Annotated in this window: 22 protein-coding genes; 18 read left to right on the forward strand and 4 right to left on the reverse strand. The window is 65.8% G+C overall.

The features are described from left to right. Positions 1–122 precede the first annotated feature (122 nt). The 7 genes from rpsA (at position 123) to galU (ending at position 7,586) form a co-directional block, all read left to right on the forward strand. Positions 123–1,811 (forward strand): 30S ribosomal protein S1, encoded by a 1,689-nt coding sequence (gene rpsA, locus IU514_RS12130; protein WP_194931370.1) that lies wholly within the window; start codon positions 123–125, stop codon positions 1,809–1,811. 123 nt (positions 1,812–1,934) lie between these two features. Continuing rightward, positions 1,935–2,252: an integration host factor subunit beta gene (locus tag IU514_RS12135; protein ID WP_324187831.1), complete on the forward strand. Its 318-nt coding sequence runs from the start codon at positions 1,935–1,937 to the stop codon at positions 2,250–2,252. A gap of 85 nt (positions 2,253–2,337) precedes the next feature. After that, positions 2,338–2,589, forward strand: a complete 252-nt coding sequence (locus tag IU514_RS12140) for a lipopolysaccharide assembly protein LapA domain-containing protein (protein ID WP_194931372.1) — start codon at positions 2,338–2,340, stop codon at positions 2,587–2,589. 3 nt (positions 2,590–2,592) lie between these two features. Next, positions 2,593–3,771 (forward strand): lipopolysaccharide assembly protein LapB, encoded by a 1,179-nt coding sequence (gene lapB, locus IU514_RS12145; protein WP_194931373.1) that lies wholly within the window; start codon positions 2,593–2,595, stop codon positions 3,769–3,771. Between the two features lie 3 nt (positions 3,772–3,774). Next, positions 3,775–4,755: an MraY family glycosyltransferase gene (locus tag IU514_RS12150; RefSeq protein WP_194931374.1), complete on the forward strand. Its 981-nt coding sequence runs from the start codon at positions 3,775–3,777 to the stop codon at positions 4,753–4,755. Between the two features lie 15 nt (positions 4,756–4,770). After that, positions 4,771–6,684, forward strand: a complete 1,914-nt coding sequence (locus IU514_RS12155; RefSeq protein ID WP_194931375.1) for a polysaccharide biosynthesis protein — start codon at positions 4,771–4,773, stop codon at positions 6,682–6,684. After that, on the forward strand, positions 6,684–7,586 hold the full coding sequence (galU, locus tag IU514_RS12160; protein ID WP_194931376.1) for a UTP--glucose-1-phosphate uridylyltransferase GalU: 903 nt from the start codon (positions 6,684–6,686) through the stop codon (positions 7,584–7,586). The genes IU514_RS12155 and galU overlap by 1 nt, the downstream gene beginning before the upstream one ends. Positions 7,587–7,610: 24 nt before the next feature. Here galU and IU514_RS12165 read toward each other — a convergent pair whose 3' ends face one another. Then, entirely contained in the window at positions 7,611–8,045 is a 435-nt protein-coding gene (locus tag IU514_RS12165; protein WP_194931377.1) for a hypothetical protein, read from the reverse strand. Positions 8,046–8,180: 135 nt separating this feature from the next. Between IU514_RS12165 and IU514_RS12170 the strand changes: the two genes are divergently transcribed. Further along, the gene (locus IU514_RS12170) at positions 8,181–8,522 is read left to right on the forward strand and encodes a tRNA-binding protein (protein ID WP_194931378.1); all 342 of its coding nucleotides are present in this window, start codon (positions 8,181–8,183) and stop codon (positions 8,520–8,522) included. 54 nt (positions 8,523–8,576) lie between these two features. Here the strand turns inward: IU514_RS12170 and IU514_RS12175 are convergent, their stop codons facing one another. The 3 genes from IU514_RS12175 to IU514_RS12185 are packed head-to-tail and all read right to left on the reverse strand — an operon-like array spanning position 8,577 to position 12,847. Further along, positions 8,577–9,785 (reverse strand): acetyl-CoA C-acyltransferase, encoded by a 1,209-nt coding sequence (locus tag IU514_RS12175; protein ID WP_194931379.1) that lies wholly within the window; start codon positions 9,783–9,785, stop codon positions 8,577–8,579. 26 nt (positions 9,786–9,811) lie between these two features. Further along, positions 9,812–12,187 carry a 3-hydroxyacyl-CoA dehydrogenase/enoyl-CoA hydratase family protein gene (locus IU514_RS12180; protein ID WP_194931380.1) on the reverse strand — a complete coding sequence of 792 codons (2,376 nt, stop codon included), beginning with the start codon at positions 12,185–12,187 and terminating at the stop codon, positions 9,812–9,814. 39 nt (positions 12,188–12,226) lie between these two features. Further along, on the reverse strand, positions 12,227–12,847 hold the full coding sequence (locus tag IU514_RS12185; RefSeq protein WP_194931524.1) for a TetR/AcrR family transcriptional regulator: 621 nt from the start codon (positions 12,845–12,847) through the stop codon (positions 12,227–12,229). Between the two features lie 222 nt (positions 12,848–13,069). Between IU514_RS12185 and ndk the strand changes: the two genes are divergently transcribed. From ndk to moeB, 10 genes are all read left to right on the forward strand, one after another. Beyond that, on the forward strand, positions 13,070–13,495 hold the full coding sequence (gene ndk / locus IU514_RS12190) for a nucleoside-diphosphate kinase (RefSeq protein ID WP_194931381.1): 426 nt from the start codon (positions 13,070–13,072) through the stop codon (positions 13,493–13,495). A gap of 138 nt (positions 13,496–13,633) precedes the next feature. Beyond that, positions 13,634–14,764, forward strand: coding sequence for a dual-specificity RNA methyltransferase RlmN (rlmN, locus tag IU514_RS12195; protein ID WP_228760711.1), 1,131 nt, complete (start codon positions 13,634–13,636; stop codon positions 14,762–14,764). A gap of 58 nt (positions 14,765–14,822) precedes the next feature. After that, positions 14,823–15,620, forward strand: a complete 798-nt coding sequence (gene pilW / locus IU514_RS12200; RefSeq protein WP_194931383.1) for a type IV pilus biogenesis/stability protein PilW — start codon at positions 14,823–14,825, stop codon at positions 15,618–15,620. Beyond that, positions 15,620–16,423, forward strand: coding sequence for a RodZ domain-containing protein (locus IU514_RS12205; RefSeq protein ID WP_194931525.1), 804 nt, complete (start codon positions 15,620–15,622; stop codon positions 16,421–16,423). The genes pilW and IU514_RS12205 overlap by 1 nt, the downstream gene beginning before the upstream one ends. Positions 16,424–16,509: 86 nt before the next feature. Next, positions 16,510–17,148, forward strand: coding sequence for a YfgM family protein (locus IU514_RS12210; protein WP_194931384.1), 639 nt, complete (start codon positions 16,510–16,512; stop codon positions 17,146–17,148). Then, the gene (gene bamB, locus IU514_RS12215; RefSeq protein WP_194931385.1) at positions 17,148–18,344 is read left to right on the forward strand and encodes an outer membrane protein assembly factor BamB; all 1,197 of its coding nucleotides are present in this window, start codon (positions 17,148–17,150) and stop codon (positions 18,342–18,344) included. Before IU514_RS12210 ends, bamB begins: the two co-directional genes overlap by 1 nt. A 71-nt stretch (positions 18,345–18,415) precedes the next feature. Beyond that, entirely contained in the window at positions 18,416–19,816 is a 1,401-nt protein-coding gene (der, locus tag IU514_RS12220; RefSeq protein ID WP_194931386.1) for a ribosome biogenesis GTPase Der, read from the forward strand. A 129-nt stretch (positions 19,817–19,945) separates the two neighbouring features. Further along, positions 19,946–20,530, forward strand: a complete 585-nt coding sequence (mobA, locus tag IU514_RS12225; RefSeq protein WP_194931387.1) for a molybdenum cofactor guanylyltransferase — start codon at positions 19,946–19,948, stop codon at positions 20,528–20,530. Further along, positions 20,527–21,759, forward strand: coding sequence for a molybdopterin molybdotransferase MoeA (locus IU514_RS12230; RefSeq protein WP_194931388.1), 1,233 nt, complete (start codon positions 20,527–20,529; stop codon positions 21,757–21,759). Before mobA ends, IU514_RS12230 begins: the two co-directional genes overlap by 4 nt. 31 nt (positions 21,760–21,790) lie before the next feature. Beyond that, complete coding sequence (gene moeB / locus IU514_RS12235; RefSeq protein ID WP_194931389.1) at positions 21,791–22,915, forward strand: molybdopterin-synthase adenylyltransferase MoeB; 1,125 nt, start codon at positions 21,791–21,793, stop codon at positions 22,913–22,915. Positions 22,916–22,922: the final 7 nt, after the last annotated feature.

Consider the following 22,922-nt stretch of genomic DNA (forward strand, 5'->3'; position numbering starts at 1 on the left):
ACACATGGCGTAGCTGCATCGCGCCACATAACGGGTGGGTCGACCACGTGCTGCTTGTAGTTGTCCGTTGCGGACAACCCTGACAGCCGGTGCGGCCCGTGTGTTCAACAGAGTATTTTCCAATGACCGAATCATTTGCCGAACTGTTCGAACAGAGCCAGACCAATCTGGCGAAGCTGAAGCCGGGCGCCATCGTCACCGGTGTCGTCGTCGAGGTCCGTGGCGACGTGGTCGTGATCAACGCCGGCCTGAAGTCCGAAGGCATCGTGCCGATCGAACAGTTCCGTAACGACGCCGGCGAAATCGACGTCGCCGAAGGCGACGAAGTCAAGGTCGCTCTCGACTCGATCGAAAACGGCTTCGGCGAAACCATCCTTTCGCGCGAGAAGGCCAAGCGCGCCATGGTGTGGGACGAACTCGAGCAGGCGCTCGAGAAGAACGAGACCATCACCGGCCGCATCAGCGGCAAGGTCAAGGGCGGCTTCACCGTCGACATCAAGGATGTCCGCGGCTTCCTGCCGGGCTCGCTGGTCGACGTCCGTCCGGTGCGCGACTCCGCCTACCTCGAAGGCAAGGAACTCGAGTTCAAGCTCATCAAGCTTGACCGCAAGCGCAACAACATCGTCGTCTCCCGCCGTGCGGTGGTCGAGAGCGAGTACAGCGTCGAGCGCGAGCAGCTGATGGAGAAGCTGCAGGAAGGCGCGATCCTCAAGGGCGTCGTCAAGAACCTCACTGATTACGGTGCGTTCGTCGACCTCGGTGGCATCGATGGCCTGCTGCACATCACCGACATGGCGTGGAAGCGCGTGCGTCATCCGTCGGAAGTCGTGGAAGTCGGCCAGGAGCTCGACGTCCGCGTGCTCAAGTACGACCGCGAGCGCAACCGTGTTTCGCTGGGCCTCAAGCAGCTGGGCGAGGATCCGTGGGACAACATCGCGCGCCGCTACCCGGCGCAGACCCGCGTGTTCGGTAAGGTCTCCAACGTCACCGATTACGGTGCGTTCGTCGAGATCGAGCCGGGCGTCGAGGGTCTGGTGCACGTCTCCGAGATGGACTGGACCAACAAGAACGTCAACCCGTCGAAGATCGTGCAGGTCGGTGACGAGGTGCAGGTCATGGTCCTGGACGTCGATGAAGAGCGCCGCCGCATCTCGCTGGGCATGAAGCAGGTCACCAGCAACCCGTGGGAAACCTTCGCGGCGATCCACAAGAAGGGCGACAAGGTGTCGGGCCAGATCAAGTCGATCACCGACTTCGGCATCTTCATCGGCCTGGACGGCGGCATCGACGGCCTGGTGCACCTGTCGGACATCAGCTGGAACACCACCGGCGAAGACGTGGTCCGCAACTTCAAGAAGGGCGACACGCTGGAAGCCGTCGTGCTGGCCGTCGATCCGGAGCGCGAGCGCATCAGCCTGGGCGTCAAGCAGCTTGAGCAGGACCCGATGGGTCAGTACGTGGCTACCAACGCCAAGGGCTCGATCGTCAAGGGCAAGGTGAAGGAAGTTGACGCCAAGGGCGCAATCGTCGAGCTCGACGGCGGCGTCGAGGGCTACATTGCTGCCCGCGACATCGCCAAGGAGCGCGTCGACGACGCTTCGCAGCACCTGAAGGTCGGCGACGAAGTCGAAGCCAAGATCATCGGCACGGACCGCAAGGGCCGTTCGATGCAGCTGTCGATCAAGGCCAAGGACGAAGCCGAGCAGCAGGAAGCGCTGGCGGACTACAACCGTCAGTCGTCCGATGCTTCGAGCGGCACGACCAAGCTGGGCGCGCTGCTGCGCGAGCAGCTGGGCAACAAGTCCGAGTAAGCCGTAAGCACCGCGGCCGTCATGCGGCCGCGGTGTGAAGTCTTGCAGTAGTACCACGGGGACGGCCCGGCTTCGGCCGGGTCGTCTTCCGTCTGGCACCCGGTGCCATCACATTGGAAGAGCGTGCACGTTTCGCCCATGACCAAATCCGAGCTGATCGAGATCCTTTCCCAGCGTCAGGCCCACCTGAAGGGCGAAGACGTGGATCTGGCAGTCAAGGCCCTGCTCGAGATGATGGGTGGCGCACTCTCGACCGGAGAGCGGATCGAGATCCGCGGCTTCGGAAGCTTCTCCCTGCATTACCGGCCGCCGCGCCTGGGTCGCAACCCCAAGACCGGCGAGTCGGTCGCGCTGCGCGGCAAGCACGTGCCGCATTTCAAGCCTGGCAAGGAACTGCGCGAGCGCGTCAGCAGCGTCGCGCCCGTCGACGAAGTCGACTGACGCAAGTCACCCCGCAATATCGTCCGCTGGACCCGTACGCGAGGTCCGCTAAGCTAGTCGCGTAAGTTGGCCGGAGCCCGCCGTCATGCGCTTGATCCGATTCCTCGTAGCGTTCGCCTGCCTCGCTCTAGGTGCCGTCGTCGGCGCGCTCAACCGCGGTCTGATCAGTATCGACTTCGGTTTCACCACCATCACCACCAACCTCGGCGTCGCGCTCATCGTCGCACTGCTTTCCGGCGTGCTGATCGGCGGTCTGGCCATCAGCGCCAGCCTGGTGCTGCCGCTCCGCCGCCGCCTTGCGCGCGCCGAACGCCACGGCATGCCGCCCGGAGCCTGATCGATGGAGTTCATCAGCGAGTGGTTCTGGTTTTTCCTGCTGCTGCCGATCGCAGCGGTCAGCGGCTGGATCGTCGGCCGGCGCGGCGGTGAGCGTCACAGCGACACTCAGGTCAGCCGCCTGTCGACCACGTACTTCCGTGGCCTCAACTACCTTCTCAACGAACAGCCCGACAAGGCCATCGAGCTGTTCCTGCACATCGCCGAACTCGACAAGGACACCTTCGAGACACAGGTGGCGCTGGGACATCTCTTCCGCCGCCGGGGCGAGGTCGATCGGGCGATCCGCCTTCACCAGGCGCTCGTGCAGCGCCCGGGCCTGAGCGACCACCAGCGTGTACAGGCGTTGCTGGCGCTGGGCGAGGACTACATGCGTTCCGGCCTGCTCGATCGTGCGGAAACCGTCTTCAGCGACCTGGTGGCCCTGGACATGCGCGCGCCGTTGGCGTTGCGCCACCTGATCGGCATCTACCAGGCGGAGCGCGACTGGGACAAGGCGATCGAGAACGCGCGCCGGTTCGAGGAAGCGACCGGCGAGCCGATGGGCAAGCTGATCGCGCAGTTCGAGTGCGAGCTGGCAGAGCGTCACCGCTCCGCTGGCGAAGTGGATCAGGCGCGCGAGGCGGTGCGACGGGCCTACGAGGCCGACACCAACTCGGTGCGCGCAGGCATGCTCGAGGGGCGCATCGAGGTGGATGCGGGTCAGGATGCTGCCGCGATCCGGGCGTTCGAGCGCGTTGCCCGTGTCGATACCGACTATCTTCCCGAGATTCTTCCGCCATTGCTCGCTTGTTACGAGCGGGTGGGCGATGCGCCCGGTGCTCGCGCTTTCCTGGCCGAAATGTGTGAGCACTATCGCGGCATTTCACCGGTGCTGGCGCTGACTCGCATGGTCGAAGATGCCGATGGCGTCGCAGCCGCGCGCGCCTACCTCGCGCAGCAGCTGAAGGACCGCCCGTCAGTCCGCGGCGAGGCGGCGCTGATCGACCTGACGCTTGCCGAAGGGGCCGATCCGCTCGCCACGCTGCACGATCTCAAGCACATCACCGACCAGCTACTGGTGCGCAACCCCAGCTATCGGTGCAACCGCTGCGGATTCGGTGCGCGCAGCCATCACTGGCAGTGCCCGAGCTGCAAGGAGTGGGGGACGATCAAGCCCCTGCTCAACTACGCCGTGGTCTGACCCATGCTGGCATGGATGCTCCTGTATTTCGTTCTCGCGGCGGCCGGTACGTGGCTGGCGAGGCGTTATGCGCTCAAGCGGGATCTGCTGGACCGCCCTGATGAGCGTCGCAGCCATGCGGTCACCACACCGCGAGGCGGCGGAATTGCGATCGTGGCCGCATTGCTGGTGGCGTGCGTGGCGTTGACCATCCGCTTGCCCGACCAGGCCTTGCTGATGGCTGCCTTCGCTGCCGGTCTCGTCGTCGTGGCCGGGGCAGGGTGGTTCGACGACCATCGCCCGACGTCACCTTGGGTCCGTCTCGGTGCACATGCCGTGGCTGCGACGCTGTTTGCCGGCGCGATCCTGCACGTGTTCGCGGACCCCTGGCTGGCCGGTGCAGCCGCGATAGCGATCCTCGTGCTGGTCAATGTGTGGAACTTCATGGATGGCATCAATGGCCTGGCGGCGACCCAGACCATGCTGGTGGCATTCGCGTTGGGCGCTTTCATTGGTGGGCCCTGGACGGGTGTCGCGCTTGCCTTGGCCGCCGCGTGTCTGGGCTTCCTTCCCTTCAACTTCCCCCGGGCTGCGATCTTTCTGGGCGACGTAGGGAGCGGGGCGTTGGGTTACGCAGTGGGTGCCATCACGATCATGGCCAGCGCTACGCAGTCCATGCCGTGGCCTTTGCTGTTTCTGCCCCTTTCCACGTTTCTGGTGGATGCGGGGTTGACGTTATTGATGCGCATGCGCCGGGGCGAACGATGGTGGACCGCCCACGTGCAGCACTCCTATCAGGTCTGGGTGCGCAGTGGTGCGGGGCATGCAACAGTGACGTTCGTCTATATGGCGTGGACATTGCTTGCGATCCTGCTGATGCTGGGCCTGCGGCAGAGTTCCCCGCTTTTCATGCTCTGTGGCGTGGTGGCGTGGTATATGTCGTCCGCTTTTGCTTGGTGGCTGCTGCGCCGCGCGGCGCAGCAGCGTGTTTTACGCAATCATTGAAGGACAGGTCAGGGAATGGCGTTTTGGCGTGACAAATGGAAAAGCGCTGGACCGCGAGTGGCGGTCGTCGCGCACGACCTCGCCATGGTCTGGGTGACGTGGCTGGGCCTTCACTGGTTGCGTCTGGGCGTCCTGGCCCATCCTCCCCGTATACCCCTGTGGTCGACCGAAATCCTGCTGGTGCTGGTCTCGCAGGCCCTGGTGTTCTGGCAAGTCGGCCTGTACCGCGGCCTGTGGCGTTTCGCCAGCGTTCCCGACCTGTGGAACATTTTTAAGGCCTGCGTACTGGGTCTGTTCGCAATCGTGCTGGGGTTGTTCCTCTATAACCGGCTCGATTTCGTCCCTCGTACGGTCCTGGTGCTCTATCCGCTGGTGCTGATGGGATTGCTGGGTGCGCCGCGCCTGCTCTACCGCGCGTGGAAGGACGCACAGAACGAAAACCTGCGGATGAACTCCGTCCGCATCCTGATCCTCGGCGCAGGACATGCCGGCGAGGCGCTGGTGCGCGATCTGCGGCGTTTCGGAACCTACCAGCCGGTGGGCTTCATCGACGACGCCATCCGCCTGCGTGGCACCAAGGTGCAGGGCGTGCCGGTGCTCGGCCGGGTGCAGGACGTCGCCGAGATCGCGCGCGAGACCGCCGCGAAGCTGTTGGTGATCGCCATGCCGTCGGTCGATGCCAGCGCGCTGCAACGAGTGGTCATGGCGTGTGAGCGAACCGGTGTGCCGTTCCGCATGGTGCCGCGTCTGCAGGATGTGCTGGAAGGCCGTTCACTGCCGGGCGAACTCAAGGAAGTCGCCATCGAGGACCTCCTCGGTCGCAAGCCTGTCCTGCCGGACTGGAAGGCCATTCGAGGATGGCTGGGCGCACGCTCGGTTCTGGTCACCGGCGCAGGCGGCTCGATCGGCTCCGAGCTTTGCAGACAGTGTGCGCGCCATGGCGCTCGCAGGATCACGCTGTTGGAGATCGACGAGCTCTCGCTGATGACGATTGAAGCCTCGCTGCGACGGGATTTCCCCGACGTCGAGTTGCTGCCGATCCTCGGCGACTGTGGTGACCAGGCGGTGATTTCGTACGCTTTGTCGAAGGCCGAGCCTGAGGCTGTCTTCCATGCCGCGGCTTACAAGCAGGTCCCGGTACTCGAAGCACAGCTTCGAGAGGCCGTGCGCAACAACGTGCTGGCCTCCGACACCGTGGCCCGGGCCTGCTGCGATGCTGGTGTGGGCACGTTCGTTCTCATCTCCACCGACAAGGCCGTCGATCCGGCCAATGTCCTTGGCGCGACCAAGCGCCTTGCCGAGATGATGTGCCAGGCGCTCGCCGCGCAGCATTCCACCCGTTTTGTGACCGTGCGCTTCGGCAACGTGCTGGACTCCGCTGGCAGCGTGGTTCCGCTGTTTCGCGAACAGATCCGCAGAGGCGGCCCGGTTACGGTCACCGATCCGGAAGTTACCCGCTTCTTCATGACGATTCCGGAGGCCTGCCAGCTGATCCTGCAGGCTTCGGCGATCGGCACGCACGAGGCGATCTACACGCTCGACATGGGCGAACCTGTGCCGATCCGGCTACTGGCCGAGCAGATGATCCGCCTGGCTGGCAAGCAGCCAGGACGCGATATCGCGATCGTCTACACCGGCCTGCGTCCCGGCGAGAAGCTGCACGAAACGCTGTTCCATGCGGACGAGCGCTATCGCCCGACGTTCCATCCGAAGATCCTCCTGGCGGAGCCTCGCGAAGTCGAGGCTGCGGCGGTGCAGGGCGCGATCGCAGAGTTGCGTGCCGCCAGCGCGCGTTATGACCGCGAAGCGCTTGCCGAATGGCTGCATGCCGCGGTGCCGGAGTTCCGGCCGATTGGACAGCACGCCGCCACGTACACCGGTTCTTCGACCGTGGTTGCTTTTCCCGCTCGTAACGCAAGGAAGATTTGATGTCGGTGCGTGTTCGCAAGGCCGTGTTCCCGGTAGCCGGGTTGGGCACTCGTTTTCTCCCTGCCACCAAGACCGTTCCGAAAGAGATGCTGCCGATCGTCGATCGGCCACTGATCCAGTATGCCGTGGACGAGGCTGTGGAAGCCGGCTGCGACACGTTGATCTTCGTCACCAACCGCTACAAGCACGCGGTGGCTGACTACTTCGACAAGGCCTATGAACTCGAGCAGAAGCTCGAGCGCGCCGGCAAGCAGGAGCAGCTGGAGCTGATCCGCAACGTTCTTCCGCCCGGCGTGAGGGCCGTCTTCGTCACGCAGGCCGAGGCGTTGGGGCTGGGGCACGCAGTGCTGTGCGCCAAGCCGATCGTTGGCGACGAACCGTTCGCCGTGCTGCTGCCGGACGATCTGATCTGGAACCGCGGCGGCCCGGGTGCACTCAAGCAGATGGCCGATGCCGCCGAGGCTTCGGGTGCCAGCGTCATCGCAGTGCAGGACGTGCCGCGTGAACAGACGGGCAGTTACGGCATCGTGGCAACCGATGCGTTCAAGGCGCGCCAGGGGCGGATCAGTGCCATCGTCGAGAAGCCCAAGCCCGAGGATGCACCGAGCAACCTGGCGGTGGTCGGCCGTTATGTCCTGAGTCCGCGGATATTCGAGCTGCTGGAACGTACGACGCCGGGAGCGGGCGGGGAGATCCAGCTTACGGACGCCATTGCGGCGCTACTCGGAGATTCGGTGGTGAATGCCTACCGTTTCCAGGGCACGCGCTTCGACTGCGGAACCCATATCGGCCTGATCGAGGCCACGATCCGCTACGCGCTCGACCACGAGACGCTCAGCGATTCCGCACGCCAGTTGATGCAGAACGCATTGGGCGAACTCGGCGTCGAAGACCTGGGCTGAGGCTGACGTCGGGGATGGCGGCGCTCAGCTGCTGCTGTAGCGCCACCACGCCCAAGCGACCCAGGCCAGCAGCCCGAGGGCCAGAACCAGGGCGCTGAAGCCCAGCCGTTCCACGCGGCGCGCCCAGACGAGCGCAGGGCGGTCGCGAAGCACGCGGACGTCGCGCAGCGTTTTCCAATCCTGCGGCGGGAACCGCCCCTGGAGGCGGGCGGCGTATCCAAGGCGGCGAAGACCCAGGCCGAGTCCCGCAGCGGGCACGGCGAGTGCAAGGCCCAGACCGGTGAACAGCATGCGCAGCCAGTGCCGGAGGGTCTCGGGATTGCTGCTGCCCAGGTGCTCGGTGACGCCGCGCAGCCACAGGTTCAGCTGCCACAGCAACAGCGCGCACAGCATCACGATGATCGCCAGCAGCCACAGGGTGCGAGAGCGATAGGCCTTGTCGGCGCGATGGATTTCCACGATGTTCTCCCCGGTACGGCGCCATGAAACCCGCGGGCCTCCGGCATGTCCAGTCCGTCCGTCAGGCAATGGAAGCGGCTGTCCTATTGGCGTGATGAACTGTGACGTCGTCAGCCATTACGTGAAGCGAACGGGATGAGTGCGCAAGACACGATCCAATGGGCCGATTTCGAGAAGGTCCTGATCTGCGCGGGCACGGTACTGCGTGCTGAGGAATTCCCGGAGGCGCGAAAGCCGGCCTGGAAGCTGTGGGTCGATTTCGGACCACACGGAGTCAGGAAGTCCAGTGCGCAGATTCGGCAGTTGTACGAAGCCGATCAGCTCGTGGGCCGCCAGATCGTCGGCGTGATCAACTTTCCGCCAAAGCAGGTAGGGCCCTTCGTCTCGGAGTTCCTGCTCACAGGCTTCCACACCGAGGACGGGGTCGTGATTACGACGGTCGAACGTCGCGTGCCCGACGGAACCCGCATGGCTTGAAACAAAAAACGGGCGGCACAAGCCGCCCGCTTCGTACGCTTGCTAACCAGCCAGTCAGAGCGACTCGAAGATACCCGCCGCGCCCATGCCGGTGCCGATGCACATCGTCACCATGCCGTACTTCTGCAGGCGGCGGCGCAGGCCGTGCACGATCGTCGCAGTGCGGATCGCACCGGTGGCGCCCAGCGGGTGGCCGAGCGCGATGGCACCACCGAGCGGATTGACCTTGGACGGGTCGAGGCCGGAGTCGCGGATGACGGCCAGCGCCTGTGCGGCGAAGGCTTCGTTGAGTTCGATCCAGTCGAGCTGATCCTTGGTCAGGCCCGCCTGCTTGAGCGCCTTCGGAATCGCCGCGATCGGGCCGATGCCCATTACTTCAGGGCGCACGCCAGCCACCGAGAAGCTGACGAAGCGCGCCAGCGGGGTCAGGCCGTAGTCCTTGATGGCCTGTTCGGAGGCCACCAGCACGGCCGCAGCGCCGTCGCTCATCTGCGAACTGTTGCCGGCGGTAACGGACCCGCCGAACTGGCCGTTGCGGAACACTGGCCTGAGTTTGGCCAATCCCTCGAGCGACGTGTCCAGACGCGGACCTTCGTCGTTCTCGACGATGATCTTCTTCGTACGGACCGTATTGCCCACGAGGTCCGGGATGCGCGAGATCACTTCATACGGTGAGATCTCGGACTTGAACTCGCCGGCCTGGATCGCGGCGATGGCCTTCTGGTGCGAGGCCAGCGCGAACGCATCCTGGTCCTCGCGCGAGACCTTCCATTCCTCGGCGACCTTCTCGGCGGTGATGCCCATGCCGTAGGCGATCGCGACGTTCTCGTCCTTGGCGAACACCTGCGGGCTCAACGCGACCTTGTTGCCCATCATTGGCACCATCGACATCGACTCCGTGCCGCCGGCCAGCATCAGGTCGGCGTTGCCGAGGCGGATCTGGTCGGCCGCCAGAGCGACGGCTTGCAAGCCGGACGAGCAGAAACGGTTGATCGTCTGCGCGGCCATGGTGTTGGGCAGCCCGGCCAGAAGTGCACCGATGCGAGCCACGTTCATGCCTTGCTCGCCTTCGGGCATGGCGCAGCCGATGATCGCGTCGTCGATGCGGCCGACATCGATGCCTGGCGCCTGGGCGACGACGGACTTCAGCGCGTGCGCCAGCATCTCGTCGGGGCGGGTGTTGCGGAATACGCCGCGCGGCGCCTTGCCGACGGGCGTGCGGGTGGCGGCGACGATGTAGGCGTCTTGAACTTGCTTGGTCATTGTCTTCGGTCCTGTGTCGTCGTCGCTCAGTTGCGCAGCGGCTTGCCGGTCTTGAGCATGTGCGCGATGCGTTCCTGCGTCTTGGGCATCTGCGCAAGCGCGACGAAGTGTTCACGTTCGAGCTTGAGCAGCCATTCCTCGTCGACCAGCGCGCCACGGTCGACTTCGCCGCCGCAGAGCACGGTGGCGATGCGGGTCGCGATCTCGTAGTCGTGCTGAGAAATGAAGCGGCCTTCGAGCATGTTCACCAGCATCATCTTGAAGGTGGCGATGCCGACATCGCCGGCGACCTGGATGCGGCGGGCGGGTAGGGGCGGGCGATAGCCGTTTTCGGCCAGCGCACGGGCCTGGGCCTTGGCGACGTGCAGCAGTTCGAACGCGTTGAAAACGACCGCATCGTTGTCGCGTGCGAGCTTCAGTTCCCGTGCTTCGAACGCGGAAGCCGATACCTTGCCCATCGCCACGCTCTCGAACGCCGTCTTGAGTTGGGCGAACACATCACCGCCCGGGCCTGCGGCTTCGGAAGCGCGCACCGCGAACTCCTTCAGGCCGCCGCCGGCGGGCAGCAGGCCGACACCGGCTTCGACGAGGCCGATGTAGCTCTCCAGTGCGAAGACGGTCCTGGCCGCATGCATCTGGAACTCGCAGCCGCCACCCAGCGCCAGGCCGCGAACGGCCGCGACCACCGGCACCAGCGCGTACTTGATGCGCTGGCTGGTAGCCTGGAAGTTGGCGACCATCGCCTCGAAGCCCTTCACGTCGCCGGCCTGCAGCAGACCCAGCGCGCCGGCAAGATCGGCGCCCGCGGAGAACGGCTCCTTCGGCTGCCAGATCACCAGGCCGGCGAAGTCGCGCTCGGCAATGGCGATGGCTTCCTGCAGGCCGTTGAGCACGTGGTCGTTGACGGTGTGCAACTTGGTCTTGAAGCTGACCACGGCGATGTCGTCGCCCTCGTCGGCCCACATCCGCACGCCGTCGTTCTCAAACACGGTGCGGCCCTGCGAGAACTTCTCGCCGATCAGCGGATCGGGGAAACGCTGGCGCGCATAGACCGGGTTGGACGAGCGGGGCACGTTGGCGTTGCGGGCCGGGCTGTAGCTGCCGGCTGTGCCGTGAACGCCATCGCGGCCGTCGAACACCCAGTTCGGCAGCGGTGCGGCGCTCATCGCCTTGCCGGCGACGATGTCCTCGGCGATCCAGTCGGCGACCTGCTTCCAGCCGGCCGCCTGCCACGACTCGAACGGACCCATCGACCAGCCGTAGCCCCAGCGCATGGCGAAATCGACGTCGCGCGCGGTGTCGGCGATCGACTCCAGGTGGTAGGCGCTGTAGTGGAAGGTGTCTCGGAAGATCGCCCACAGGAATTGCGCCTGCGGATGCTCGCTGCCGCGCAGCGCGGCAAACTTCTTCGCCGGGTCCTTCTCCTTGAGAAGGGCCGCGACGCCTTCATCGAGTTCGCCTGCCGAAGCGCGATAGTCCTGTGCCTTGAGGTCCAGCACCAGGATGTCCTTGCCGCGCTTGGTGTACACGCCGGCGCCGCTCTTCTGGCCCAGCGCGCCCTTTTCGATCAGCGCCGACAACCACTTCGGCGCCTGGAAGTAGGCATGCCAAGGGTCTTCCGGCAGCGTGTCGGCCATGGTCTTGATGACGTGGGCCATCGTGTCCAGGCCAACCACGTCCGCCGTGCGATAAGTCGCGGACTTCGGGCGGCCAATGGCCGGGCCGGTCAGGGCGTCGACGGTGTCGAAGCCGAGACCGAACTGCTCGGTGTGGTGCATGCCGGCCAGCATCGAGAACACGCCGATGCGGTTGCCGATGAAGTTCGGCGTGTCCTTGGCAATGACCACGCCCTTGCCGAGGGTGGTGGTCAGGAAGGTCTCGAGGCCCTCCAGCACGGAGGCGTCGGTCGTGCGGGCCGGGATCAGTTCGGCCAGGTGCATGTAGCGCGGCGGGTTGAAGAAATGCACGCCGCAGAAGCGATGGCGCAGTTGCTCCGGCAGTACCTCGGCCAGCTTGTTGATGCCCAGGCCCGAGGTATTGCTCGCCAGCACCGTGTGATCGGCGACGAACGGGGCGATCTTCTTGTAGAGGTCCTGCTTCCAGTCCATCCGCTCGGCGATGGCCTCGATGATCAGGTCGCAGCCGCGCAACTGTTCCAGGCCGGTCTCATAGTTGGCCGCGGTGATGCGCTCGGCGACCGACTTGGTCGCCAGCGGCGCCGGGCTGAGCTTGCCGAGGTTGGCGATCGCCTTGGCGACGATGCCATTGGGGTCGCCTTCCTTCGCGGGGAGATCGAACAGGACTGTGTCGACACCGGCATTGGTCAGGTGGGCAGCGATCTGGGCGCCCATCACGCCGGCGCCGAGCACGGCGGCTCGACGTACAAGCAGTTTGTTAGACATTTGTTTCAAGTCCTTGTTACAAAAAGGATTAGGCTAGGGTCAGCTCTTGAATCCGGCCGCGGCGAAGCGGATCAGTTCCGCAGCGGCACGTTCACGATGGACCGCTTCCGTGACACCGGCAGGTCGCTTGATGAGGCCGAAGTCGGCCATGGCATAGGTCAGGGCGCCGGCCAGGAAATCCAGGCGCCAATACAGTTCTTCCTTGGTCAGGCCCGGCACGCAGCCGGCGATGGCCTTGGCGAACTCGCGCAGGACATGGCCGTAGTGATCGGACAGGAACTTGCGCAGGCGGTCGTTCTTTTCAGCGTAGGCGCGGGCGACGACGCGCACGAAGGCGCCACCGCCGTGACGGTCCTGGGCCATGGCCAGGGCCGGTTGCACGAATGCTGCGAGGATCGGCTCCAACTCGCCAGGATGCTGCTCCAGTGCGGCCTTGAGCGCGCCCAGCCGCTGGACGCTCATTTCGTCCATGCGCCGGCGGAACACCTCGTTGATCAGGTTTTCCTTGCTGCCGAAGTGGTAATTGACCGCGGCGATGTTCACATCGGCGCGGCTGGTGACCTGCCTCAGCGAGGTGCCGGAGAAACCGAACTGGGCGAACAGTTCCTCGGCGGCTCCGAGGATGCGGTCTTTGGTGGAGAAGTGGGCAGTGCTGGCCATGGGCTCGTCGATTGCTCCGGGCTGAATCAAACGCTTGTTTGATGCTATGCCCCTCGTGCCTGAACCGTCAATGGAAACTTCGGCCAGACCCTGCAAATCACCGTTCCAATCCGCTAGAATTACCGGAGCCTTGTGGGCTAAACCCGCGTCCTGACGCGGGTTTTTCTGTTATCCTCGGGCGCGAACTGAAGGTTCGCGGGCCCGCCTACCCGGAGAGTATCCATGGCGCTGGAGCGCACCCTGTCCATCATCAAGCCCGACGCCGTCGCCAAGAACGTCATCGGTGAGATCTACACCCGTTTCGAGAAGGCCGGCCTGAAGGTCGTCGCTTCCAAGATGAAGCAGCTCTCGAAGCAGGAAGCCGAAGGCTTCTACGCCGTTCACCGTGAGCGTCCGTTCTTCAGCGCGCTGGTCGAGTTCATGATCTCCGGCCCGGTGATGGTCCAGGTGCTCGAAGGCGACAATGCCGTGCTCAAGAACCGCGACCTGATGGGCGCCACCAACCCGAAGGACGCCGCGCCGGGCACGATCCGCGCCGACTTCGCCGACAGCATCGATGCCAATGCCGTGCACGGCTCGGACAGCCTGGAGAATGCCGCGATCGAAGTCGCGTACTTCTTCCCGGCGACGGACGTCTACGCTCGCTGATCTGACGCAAAGGCCATGACCACGCAACGCGACAGCATCGAACTCACGCTCGCCGAGGCAGGCAATGCCGCGGCGACCGATTCGGCTGCGCGCGTTGCGGCTGGCGTGGCCGCCAAGGGCGCGATCGGGGCCGAGAAGATGAACCTTTTCGACCTCGATCGTGCTTCTCTCGAGCGTTTCTTCGAAGAGACGCTCGGCGAGAAGAAATTCCGCGCGCACCAGGTGATGAAGTGGATCCACCACCGCTACGTCACCGACTTCAGCGAGATGACCGACCTGGGCAAGGCGCTGCGCGCCAAGCTCGAGCAGCATGCCGAAGTGCGCGTACCGCAGGTCGTCTTCGACAAGGCTTCCAATGACGGCACCCACAAGTGGCTGCTCGGCATGGATCCGAAGAATGCCATCGAGACGGTGTTCATCCCCGACAAGGGACGCGGCACGCTGTGCGTGTCCTCGCAGGTGGGTTGCGCGCTGAACTGCCAGTTCTGCTCGACCGCGACCCAGGGCTTCAACCGCAACCTGTCGACCGCCGAAATCATCGGCCAGGTCTGGGTGGCCGCACGCCACCTCGGCAACGTCCCGCACCAGCAGCGCAAGCTCACCAACGTCGTGATGATGGGCATGGGCGAGCCGCTGGCGAACTTCGACAATGTCGTGCGCGCGATGAGCATCATGCGCGACGATCTCGGCTACGGCTTGGCCAACAAGCGCGTCACGCTGTCGACGGCCGGCATGGTGCCGATGATCGACCGCCTGGGCGAAGAGAGCGACGTTTCGCTCGCCGTGTCGCTGCATGCGCCCAATGATGAGCTGCGCAGCGAACTCGTGCCGCTCAACAAGAAATACCCGATCGAAGAACTGATGGCGGCCTGCGTGCGCTACGCACTGCGCAAGCGCGGCACCTCGGTCACCTTCGAGTACACGCTGATGAAGGGCGTCAACGACCAGCCGCAGCACGCGCGCCAGTTGGTCCGCCTGCTGCGTCAGTTCGACAACGCGGTGCAGATGAAGGATGCCGCGAAGGTCAACCTCATCCCGTTCAATCCGTTCCCGGGCACGCGATTCGAGCGCCCGGAGGATGCCGCGATCCGCTCGTTCCAGAAGCTGCTCAACGAAGCGGGAATGATCGCGCCCGTCCGCCGTACCCGCGGCGACGACATCGATGCCGCTTGTGGTCAGCTCAAGGGGCAGGTGATGGACCGCACGCGCCGGCAGGCCGAGTTCCGCAAACGGCTGGCCGAGCAGGGAGTCGACGATGCCGCGGCCTGAGGCCCGCATCCTTCGATCCTTCGGCGTAGCGCTACGGGGCGCTGCCGCTCCTGTCGTGATGCTGGTCGTGGTTGCAGCATTGCTCTCCACGTCGTGCAACCGGCTGACATTCGTAAAGCCGGACGCCACCCGCAAGGGTTTCGATCGAGTTGCGCCGGAAGTCGCCGTGGGCGAGAACCGACGCTCGCGCGAAACCGTCGAGGCGCGCCAGCACCTGCAATTGGCGCAGTCAAAGCTGATGCAGGGCGACTACGTCGCGGCAGAGCGGGAAGCCCGTCAGGCACTCAAGCGTGACCCTGCATCGGTCGACGCGAATACGCTCATCGCCGTGGCGAAGGAGCGAGGCGGCGATACCAAGGGCGCTGGGCCGTACTACCAGCGCGCCGTCGAGTTGGCGCCCGATCGGGGTGCCACTCTCAACAATTACGGGACCTGGCTCTGCGCCAGTGCCCGTCAGGCCGAGTCGTTGGCGTGGTTCGACCGCGCGCTCGCCGATCCGACTTATGGCTCACCCTCCGTGGCGCTGGCCAATGCCGGTGCCTGTGCCGACCAGGCCGGGCAGGGTATCCGCGCCGATCGCGACCTGCGACGGGCCGTCACAATGGATCCGGACAATGTGGTGGCGCTGTCGGCCTTGGCCGAACGCGAGCTCCGGGCTGGGCGGGCCTTCGAGGCCCGGGCATTTTCTGAACGCCGTCTCGCTGCGGGGCCGGCCGACGCACGTTCCTTGCAGCTTGCGTCACAGATCGAAGAAAAACTCGGCGACAAGGCCGCCGCAGATAAGTACGTTCAGCGACTAAGGGCGGAGTTCCCCACTGCGCGGGGCTCCGGAATAGGGGAAGAGGGTAAGCAATGATGTCGTCGATCGAAGTCGCTCCTGCGGGTAGCGTCAGTTACGGCGCACGTCTCAAACAGGCGCGCGAGGCCGCTGGTCTTTCCGTGGAAGAAGTGTCCGCGCGCCTGAAGATGCCGAACCGCGTGATCCAGACGCTGGAGTCGGACGACTGGACTCCGCTGGGAGCTCCGGTGTTCGTGCGCGGCCAAGTCCGCAGCTACGCCCGCCTGCTCAATGTGGATGCCGATTCCTGGCTGGAGCAGACCGCTCCGCCGGCCTCGCCGTCGGTGCTCGTCAGCCATAGTCACACGCCGCGCTACCAGCGCGTGTTCGAGCACGTCACCCGCCGCGCGATCTACATCGTCATGACCGCGGCCATCGCCGTGCCGGTCTGGCTCGCGACCCGGCCGCACCTCAGCAACAAGGTCGCCGTGCAGTCGCTGGAAGTTCCTTCCACGCCGACCCCGGCAGGCAGCGCCCCGGTCGAATCGGCCGAGCAGGCTGCGCAGCGCACCCCGGTCATCGCGTCCATGGCGCCGATGCCCACGCAGGCCTCCCAGCCTGCGTTGTCTCTCAACTTCACCGGCGAAAGCTGGGTGCAGGTCTTCGCACCCGATGGCAGCACGCTCGAGAAGGGCCTGCTGGCCGCTGGCCAGCAGCGGACCTACGCCGCAGGCGAAGTCGGCAAGGTCGTGCTCGGCAATTCTTCCGCCGTGCAGGTGCAGCAGGCCGGCAAGCCGGTCGATCTGACGTCGTTCAGCCGAGCGAACGTGGCGCGCTTTACGCTATCCTCTGACGGTTCCCTCGCGCCGGTCACCGACTGACCCGCGTTGCGGGTCATTCCATTCCACGGCCTGCACCGGGCTCGTGCATCAACTTCGGGCCCTGCCGCAAGGCGGGGCGAGGCAGCATGGCGATCGACGATCTTCTCGACGAACACGAACAAAGCGAACGCGTCCAGCAGTGGCTTCGTAATAATGGCGCCGGTCTGATCGGCGGAATCCTGCTCGGTCTGGCGGCCATCGGCGGCTGGAAGTGGTGGGAGCAGCACGGTGAGCAGAAGCGGCTTGATGCCGCTACGCAATACCAGGCGGCCATGGATGCCATCGAGGCCAAGGACGCGAAGGCGACCGACCAGGTCAAGGCGCTCGCGCAGGGCGGCCAGAACATCTATCACACGCTGGCTTCGCTGGAACTGGCCAAGTCGCAGGTCGACGCGAACCAGCGCGATGCCGCGATCGCCACGTTGAAGGCGGTGAAGAGCGACGATCCGGCCATTGCCGAAGTCGTCAATCTGCGCCTGGCACGCCTGCTGATCGACGCCAAGCAGGCCGACGCAGCGCTCAAGCTGGTCGCCAACGCCACCAGCCCGGCCGCGATCGAGGTGCGAGGCGACGCGCAGTTCGCACTCGGCAAGCTCGAGCAGGCCCGCCAGGATTACACCCAGGCGCTGACCAAGCTCGACGTCGCTTCGCCGCAGCGCCGCCTGCTCGAACTCAAACTCACCGAAGCCGGTGGTACGCCCGCCAAGCCCGAGGCCAAGTCCTGATGAAGCCCAGCTCGACGCTGCTCCGTTCCTCCCTGGTACTGCTGTGCGCGATCGCGCTCGGCGGCTGCACGACGGTCAAGGGCTGGTTTGGAAGCAAGAAGGACGATGCCAAGCCGACCGAGCCGATGGAGCTCACCAACATCACGCCTACGGTGAAGATCGCCAAGCTGTGGTCGGCCAATGCCGGCAAGGGCGAGGGGCGCATGGGCGTTCGCCAGGGCCCCGCCGTGGCCGACGGCCGCGTCTATGCCGCGGCCATCGAGGGCGGCGTGAGCGCGTTCGACCTCCAGACCGGCAAGCAGGTGTGGGAGTTCAAGCCGGAGAAGAAGTCGGGCCTGCTCCTGTCGGGCGGCCCAGGAGCCGGTGACGGTCTTGTCGTGGTCGGTGATCTCGACGGCCAGGTGATCGCGCTCGACGCGGCATCCGGTACCGAGAAATGGCGTGCAAAAGTGCCCAACGAGGTCATCGCCGCACCGACCGTCGGCATGGGCGTCGTGCTGGTGCGCAGCAACGACGGCCGCGTGACCGCCTTCGATGCGGCCACCGGTGAGCGCCGCTGGTTCTGGGTGCACGACGTGCCGGCCCTGTCGGTGCGCGGCAACGATGCGCCGCTGCTGGGCCCGGGATATGTCTTCGTCGGCAACGACGATGGCACGGTCAGCGCGCTGGCAGCCAGCGACGGCCGGACCATCTGGGACCAGGCCATCGGCCAGGCCGAAGGCCGCACCGAACTGGATCGCATGTCCGACGTGGACGGTACGCCGGTGCTGGAAGGCACCACGTTGTACGCCACCAGCTTCAAGAAGCAGACCCTTGCCATCGATGCCCCGAGCGGTCGTCCGATGTGGTCGAGCGACCACGGCGGTGCGGGCCGGATCGGCGTGGGCAGCGATCGCATCGTGGTCACCGACCGCGACGGCCTCGTGTTCGGCATCGACAAGGCCGGTGGCAGCGCCCTGTGGCAGCAGCCGGGTCTGGCCCGCCGCAGCCTGACCGGCGCCGTGGTTCAGGGCGACTACGCCGTGGTCGGCGACTACGACGGTTACGTGCACTGGCTGAAGCTGGATAATGGCGAGTTCGCCGCCCGCGAGCGCGTCGGCGGAAAGCCGCTGCGCGCCGCGCCGGTCGTCGCCGACGGTGTGCTGCTGGTGCAAAACGTCGACGGTGAACTGACCGCGTTCACCATCGCGCAGTAATCTGCCGGGAAGCGACCCGGCCCGCCCCGGCCCAGGCCGGGGCGTTTCCATTTTGATCGGGTAGGTTTCCCATGCTTCCGCTAGTCGCCCTCGTTGGCCGTCCCAACGTCGGAAAATCCACGCTGTTCAACGCGCTCACGCGCAGCCGCGACGCCCTGGTCCACGACCAGCCCGGCGTAACGCGCGACCGCAACTACGGTGTGTGCCGTCCGGAAGGCAAGCCGGCATTCGCGCTTGTCGACACCGGCGGTATCGCCGGTGAGGACGAAGGACTGGCCGGTGCCACCGCGCGCCAGGCCCGTGCCGCCGCGGAAGAGGCCGACCTGGTGCTGTTCGTCGTCGACGGCCGTGAAGGCGCCTCGGCGCTGGACGACGACATCCTTAAGTGGCTGCGCAAGTCGGCGCGTCCGACGACGCTGGTGATCAACAAGACCGACGGACTCGACGTTCAGGCCGCGATCAACGATTTCGCGCGCTATGGCTTCAGTGACGTGGTGGCGGTGTCGTCGGCGCATCGGCAGGGCATCGACACGCTGATCGACCATTCATTGGCGAAGCTGCCTGAAACGGGCGCGGCGACCGAACTGGATGCCGATCCGTCGCGTATACGCGTGGCCTTCATCGGCCGTCCCAACGTCGGCAAGTCGACGCTGGTCAACCGCCTTCTGGGCGAAGAGCGGATGATCGCCTCCGACGTCCCGGGCACCACTCGCGACGCCGTGTCGATCGACATGGAACGCGATGGCCGCCTCTACCGCCTGATTGACACTGCCGGCCTGCGCCGCAAGTCGAGGGTGGAGGAAGTGGTGGAGAAGTTCTCCATCGTCAAGACACTGCGCGCGATCGAGGAATGCCAGGTCGCGGTGATCATGCTCGACGCCGGCGAGGGCGTTACCGACCAGGACGCCAGCGTGTTGGGCTATGCGCTCGACGCCGGCCGCGCCCTCGTGGTCGCCATCAACAAGTGGGACGGCCTCACCGACTACCAGCGTCAGCAGGCCGAGGCGCTGCTGGCGCGCAAGCTGGGGTTCGTTGACTGGGCCGAAGCGGTGCGCATCAGCGCCAAGCACGGCTCGGGCCTGCGCGAGCTGTTCAAGGCGATCCATCGCGCGCACGCCTCGGCGACGCACGAGTTCAGCACCAGCGAGGTCAACAAGGCGCTCGAGATCGCCTACGAGACCAACCCGCCGCCGACCGTGCGCGGCCATGTTGCCAAGTTGCGCTATGCCCATCCGGCGCAGAGCAACCCGCCGACGTTCATCGTGCATGGCACGCGCCTGCGCACGTTGGGCGACACCTACAAGCGCTACCTCGAGAATTTCTTCCGCAAGCGTTTCAAGCTGGTCGGCACGCCGGTACGGTTTGTGTTCAAGGAAGGCACCAACCCGTACGAGGGCAAGAAGAACGTCCTCACCGAGCGCCAGGTCGCCAAGAAGCGCCGCCTGATCAAGCACGTCAAGCGCGGCAAGTGACGTTTCGGCCCACGCGCTTGCGCGTGGCCTTGCCGAAGCGTCATCCGCTGGTCTGCGCAAGAGCAGAATGGGTCTCGGCGTTCGCCGGGATGACGATTGCCACGGGATGACGTTCGCTACGCTCAGGCCATGACACCGTCCGATATCACCCTCGGCATTCTCGCCGGCGGCCGCGCCAGCCGGCTCGGTGGCATCGACAAGGCCTGGCTCGAGCGCGACGGTGTGGCGCAGGTCGTGCGCTGGCACCGGCGTTTCGCTGGCGAGACAGCGAGCGTGCTGGTCAGCGCAAACCGCAACCTCGATCGTTATGCGCCGTTGGGCATGAGGGCGGTGCCTGATCGTGCGGGCACCGATCTCGGGCCTTTAGCCGGCCTGGACGCGCTGGCCATTGCCTGCGCAACGCCATGGCTGGTGACGATCCCTGTCGACCTGGTGGGCGTCAACGAGTGCCTGCTGCCGACGCTCGTGGCGATGACCGGAGACAACGGCGCGTTCGCCGTCGACGACGACGGCCCGCAGCCCCTCGTTGCGCTGTGGCGCGTAGTGGCACTGCGCGATGCCGTTGAGCAGGCAATCGCGGCGCGCGAGATGGCCGTGCACGCGCTGCAGGCCACGTTGGGCATGGCGGCCGTGCGCTTCGACGGCGTACGCTTCGGCAACCTCAATACCCCCGGCGACCTGACGGCTGCCGGGATCGGCAGCGATACTCCATGACTGGATTCCCCACCGGACTGCTGTTCGACGAAGCATTGGCCATCGCGCGCGAGGTGTCGGCACGGCATCGCCTCGAGGCCGAGACCCTGGCGCTGTCGCGCACGCACGGACGCGTGCTGGCTGCCGATCTTCGAGCGCCAATCGCGTTGCCTCCGTTCGACAACAGCGCAATGGATGGCTTCGCGCTGCGTCATGTCGATCTGCATGAGGGCGAGGTGCCGCTGCGGCTGTCGGGCGAGCAGTTTGCGGGCCGGGCACTCGGGCTCACGGTGGGCGAGGGCGAATGCGTGCGCATCACCACCGGTGCGCCGATGCCGGCCGGCGCGGATACGGTGGTGATCAAGGAGAATGCCCGCGAGGAGCATGCACGCATCGACGGCGACCAGGTCGTCGTTCCCGGCGACATCGCGCTGGGCGCGAATGTCCGCAAGGCTGGCGAAGACGTCGCCGCTGGCGACCTGGTGCTGAGCGCCGGGCAGTGGCTGTCTCCGGCCAGAGTGTCGCTGGCGGCATCGCTGGGCGTGTCGTCGCTGCCGGTAACGCGCAAGCCGACCGTCGCGGTGTTCACCAGCGGCGACGAACTGGTCCAACCCGGCATGCCGCTCGCACCAGGCGAGATATACGACAGCAACCGCGACCTGCTGATGGGCCTGCTGCGCGCCGACGGCCTCGAGCCCACCGCATGGCCGCGACTGCCTGACGATCCACGCGCGGTCGAGATCGCGCTGCGTGACGCCGCGTGTGCGTTCGACCTGATCATCACCTGCGGCGCGGTTTCGGCCGGCGAGAAAGACCACATCCCTTCAGTGGTCGAAACCTTCGGGCAGATCCATTTCTGGAAAGTCCGGATGAAGCCGGGCATGCCGCTGCTGTTCGGGAGCATGGACCAGGCGCGGATACTGGGGCTGCCGGGCAACCCGGTGTCGGTCTTCGCCACGTACCTGGGCTTGGGCCGGGCCGTAATCGACGGGCTGCAGGGCCGCACCGAGCCGCGTCCGATGGAATGGGCGCAGCTGGTGGCTCCGATCGACAAGAGCCACCCGCGCCGCGAGTTCATGCGTGCCCAGGTCTTCTGCGATGAGCGCGGCGTCCTTCGTGCCGATCCGAACCCTGCGGTCGGTTCGCACCGTTTGCGCGCGGTGGCCGACTCCAATGCACTGATCATCGTGCCGGACGGTCCGCAGAGGCTGGCCGCAGGCGAGGTCGTGCAGGTGCTTCGCTACGCCTGATCCGTCGGCCGGAAGGCGCGATAATGACCACATGAACATCGAACGCATTACGCCCGCCGAAGCCCTGGAACGCCTGCGCGCCGGTGCGGCACTGGTCGACGTGCGCGAATCGCATGAGCGCGTGACAGGCTTCGCCACTGGCGCGCTGGGCATCGCACGCGCCGACCTGGAAGCCGATCCCCGTTCGGCACTGCCCGACGTCGAAGCACCGGTGCTGCTGATCTGCCAGTCCGGCGGGCGTTCACTCAAGGCCGCCGAAGCGCTGGTGCAGGCCGGCTACCGGCGCGTCGCGTCGGTGGAAGGCGGCACTACCCGCTGGATTGCCGAAGGCCTTCCGTTGACACGGCCTGACATCGATGTCGATTTCTACGACCGCTATTCGCGCCACCTGCGACTGCCGGAAGTGGGCGAGGCCGGGCAGCGAAAGTTGCAGGCCGCACGCATCGCGATGGTCGGCGCCGGCGGGCTCGGATCGCCAGCGGGCTATTACCTCGCGGCGGCCGGCATCGGCACGCTGGTGCTGGCCGATGATGACGTCGTCGACCGCAGCAACCTGCAGCGGCAAATTCTTCACACCGACGCGCGCATCGGCACACCCAAGGTCGAATCGGCGCGCATCGCGCTGTCCGCGCTCAATCCCCAGGTGAAGATCGAGGCCTTCCCCGAGCGCGTCACCGCGGCCAATGTCGAACGCCTGATTGCCGATGCCGACGTCGTGATCGATGGCGCCGACAACTTCCCGGTGCGCTATCTGCTCAACGACGCTTGCGTGAAGCTGGGCAAGCCGCTGGTGTATGGCGCGGTGCATCGTTTCGAAGGGCAGGTCAGCGTGTTCGATGCGGGACGAGATCGGGGGCATGCGCCGTGCTATCGCTGCCTGTTCCCGGAGCCGCCGCCGCCGGAGGCCGCTCCGAACTGCGCCGAAGCCGGCGTGCTGGGCGTATTGCCCGGCGTGATCGGATTGCTGCAGGCAACCGAGGCGATCAAGCTGATCCTCGGCCAGGGCGAATCGCTCACGGGCCGGTTGCTGCATTTCGATGCGCTGGGCATGCGCTTCCGCGAGACCCGGTTGCGTGCCGATCCGCATTGCCCGGTGTGTGCGGCCGGGCGCGAGTTCCCCGGTTACATCGACTACGTGCAGTTCTGCGCGGGTTGACCGGGCC

The organism is Lysobacter niastensis (genome assembly GCF_015453285.1).
Taxonomy (GTDB): Bacteria; Pseudomonadota; Gammaproteobacteria; order Xanthomonadales; family Xanthomonadaceae; genus Lysobacter_J; species Lysobacter_J niastensis.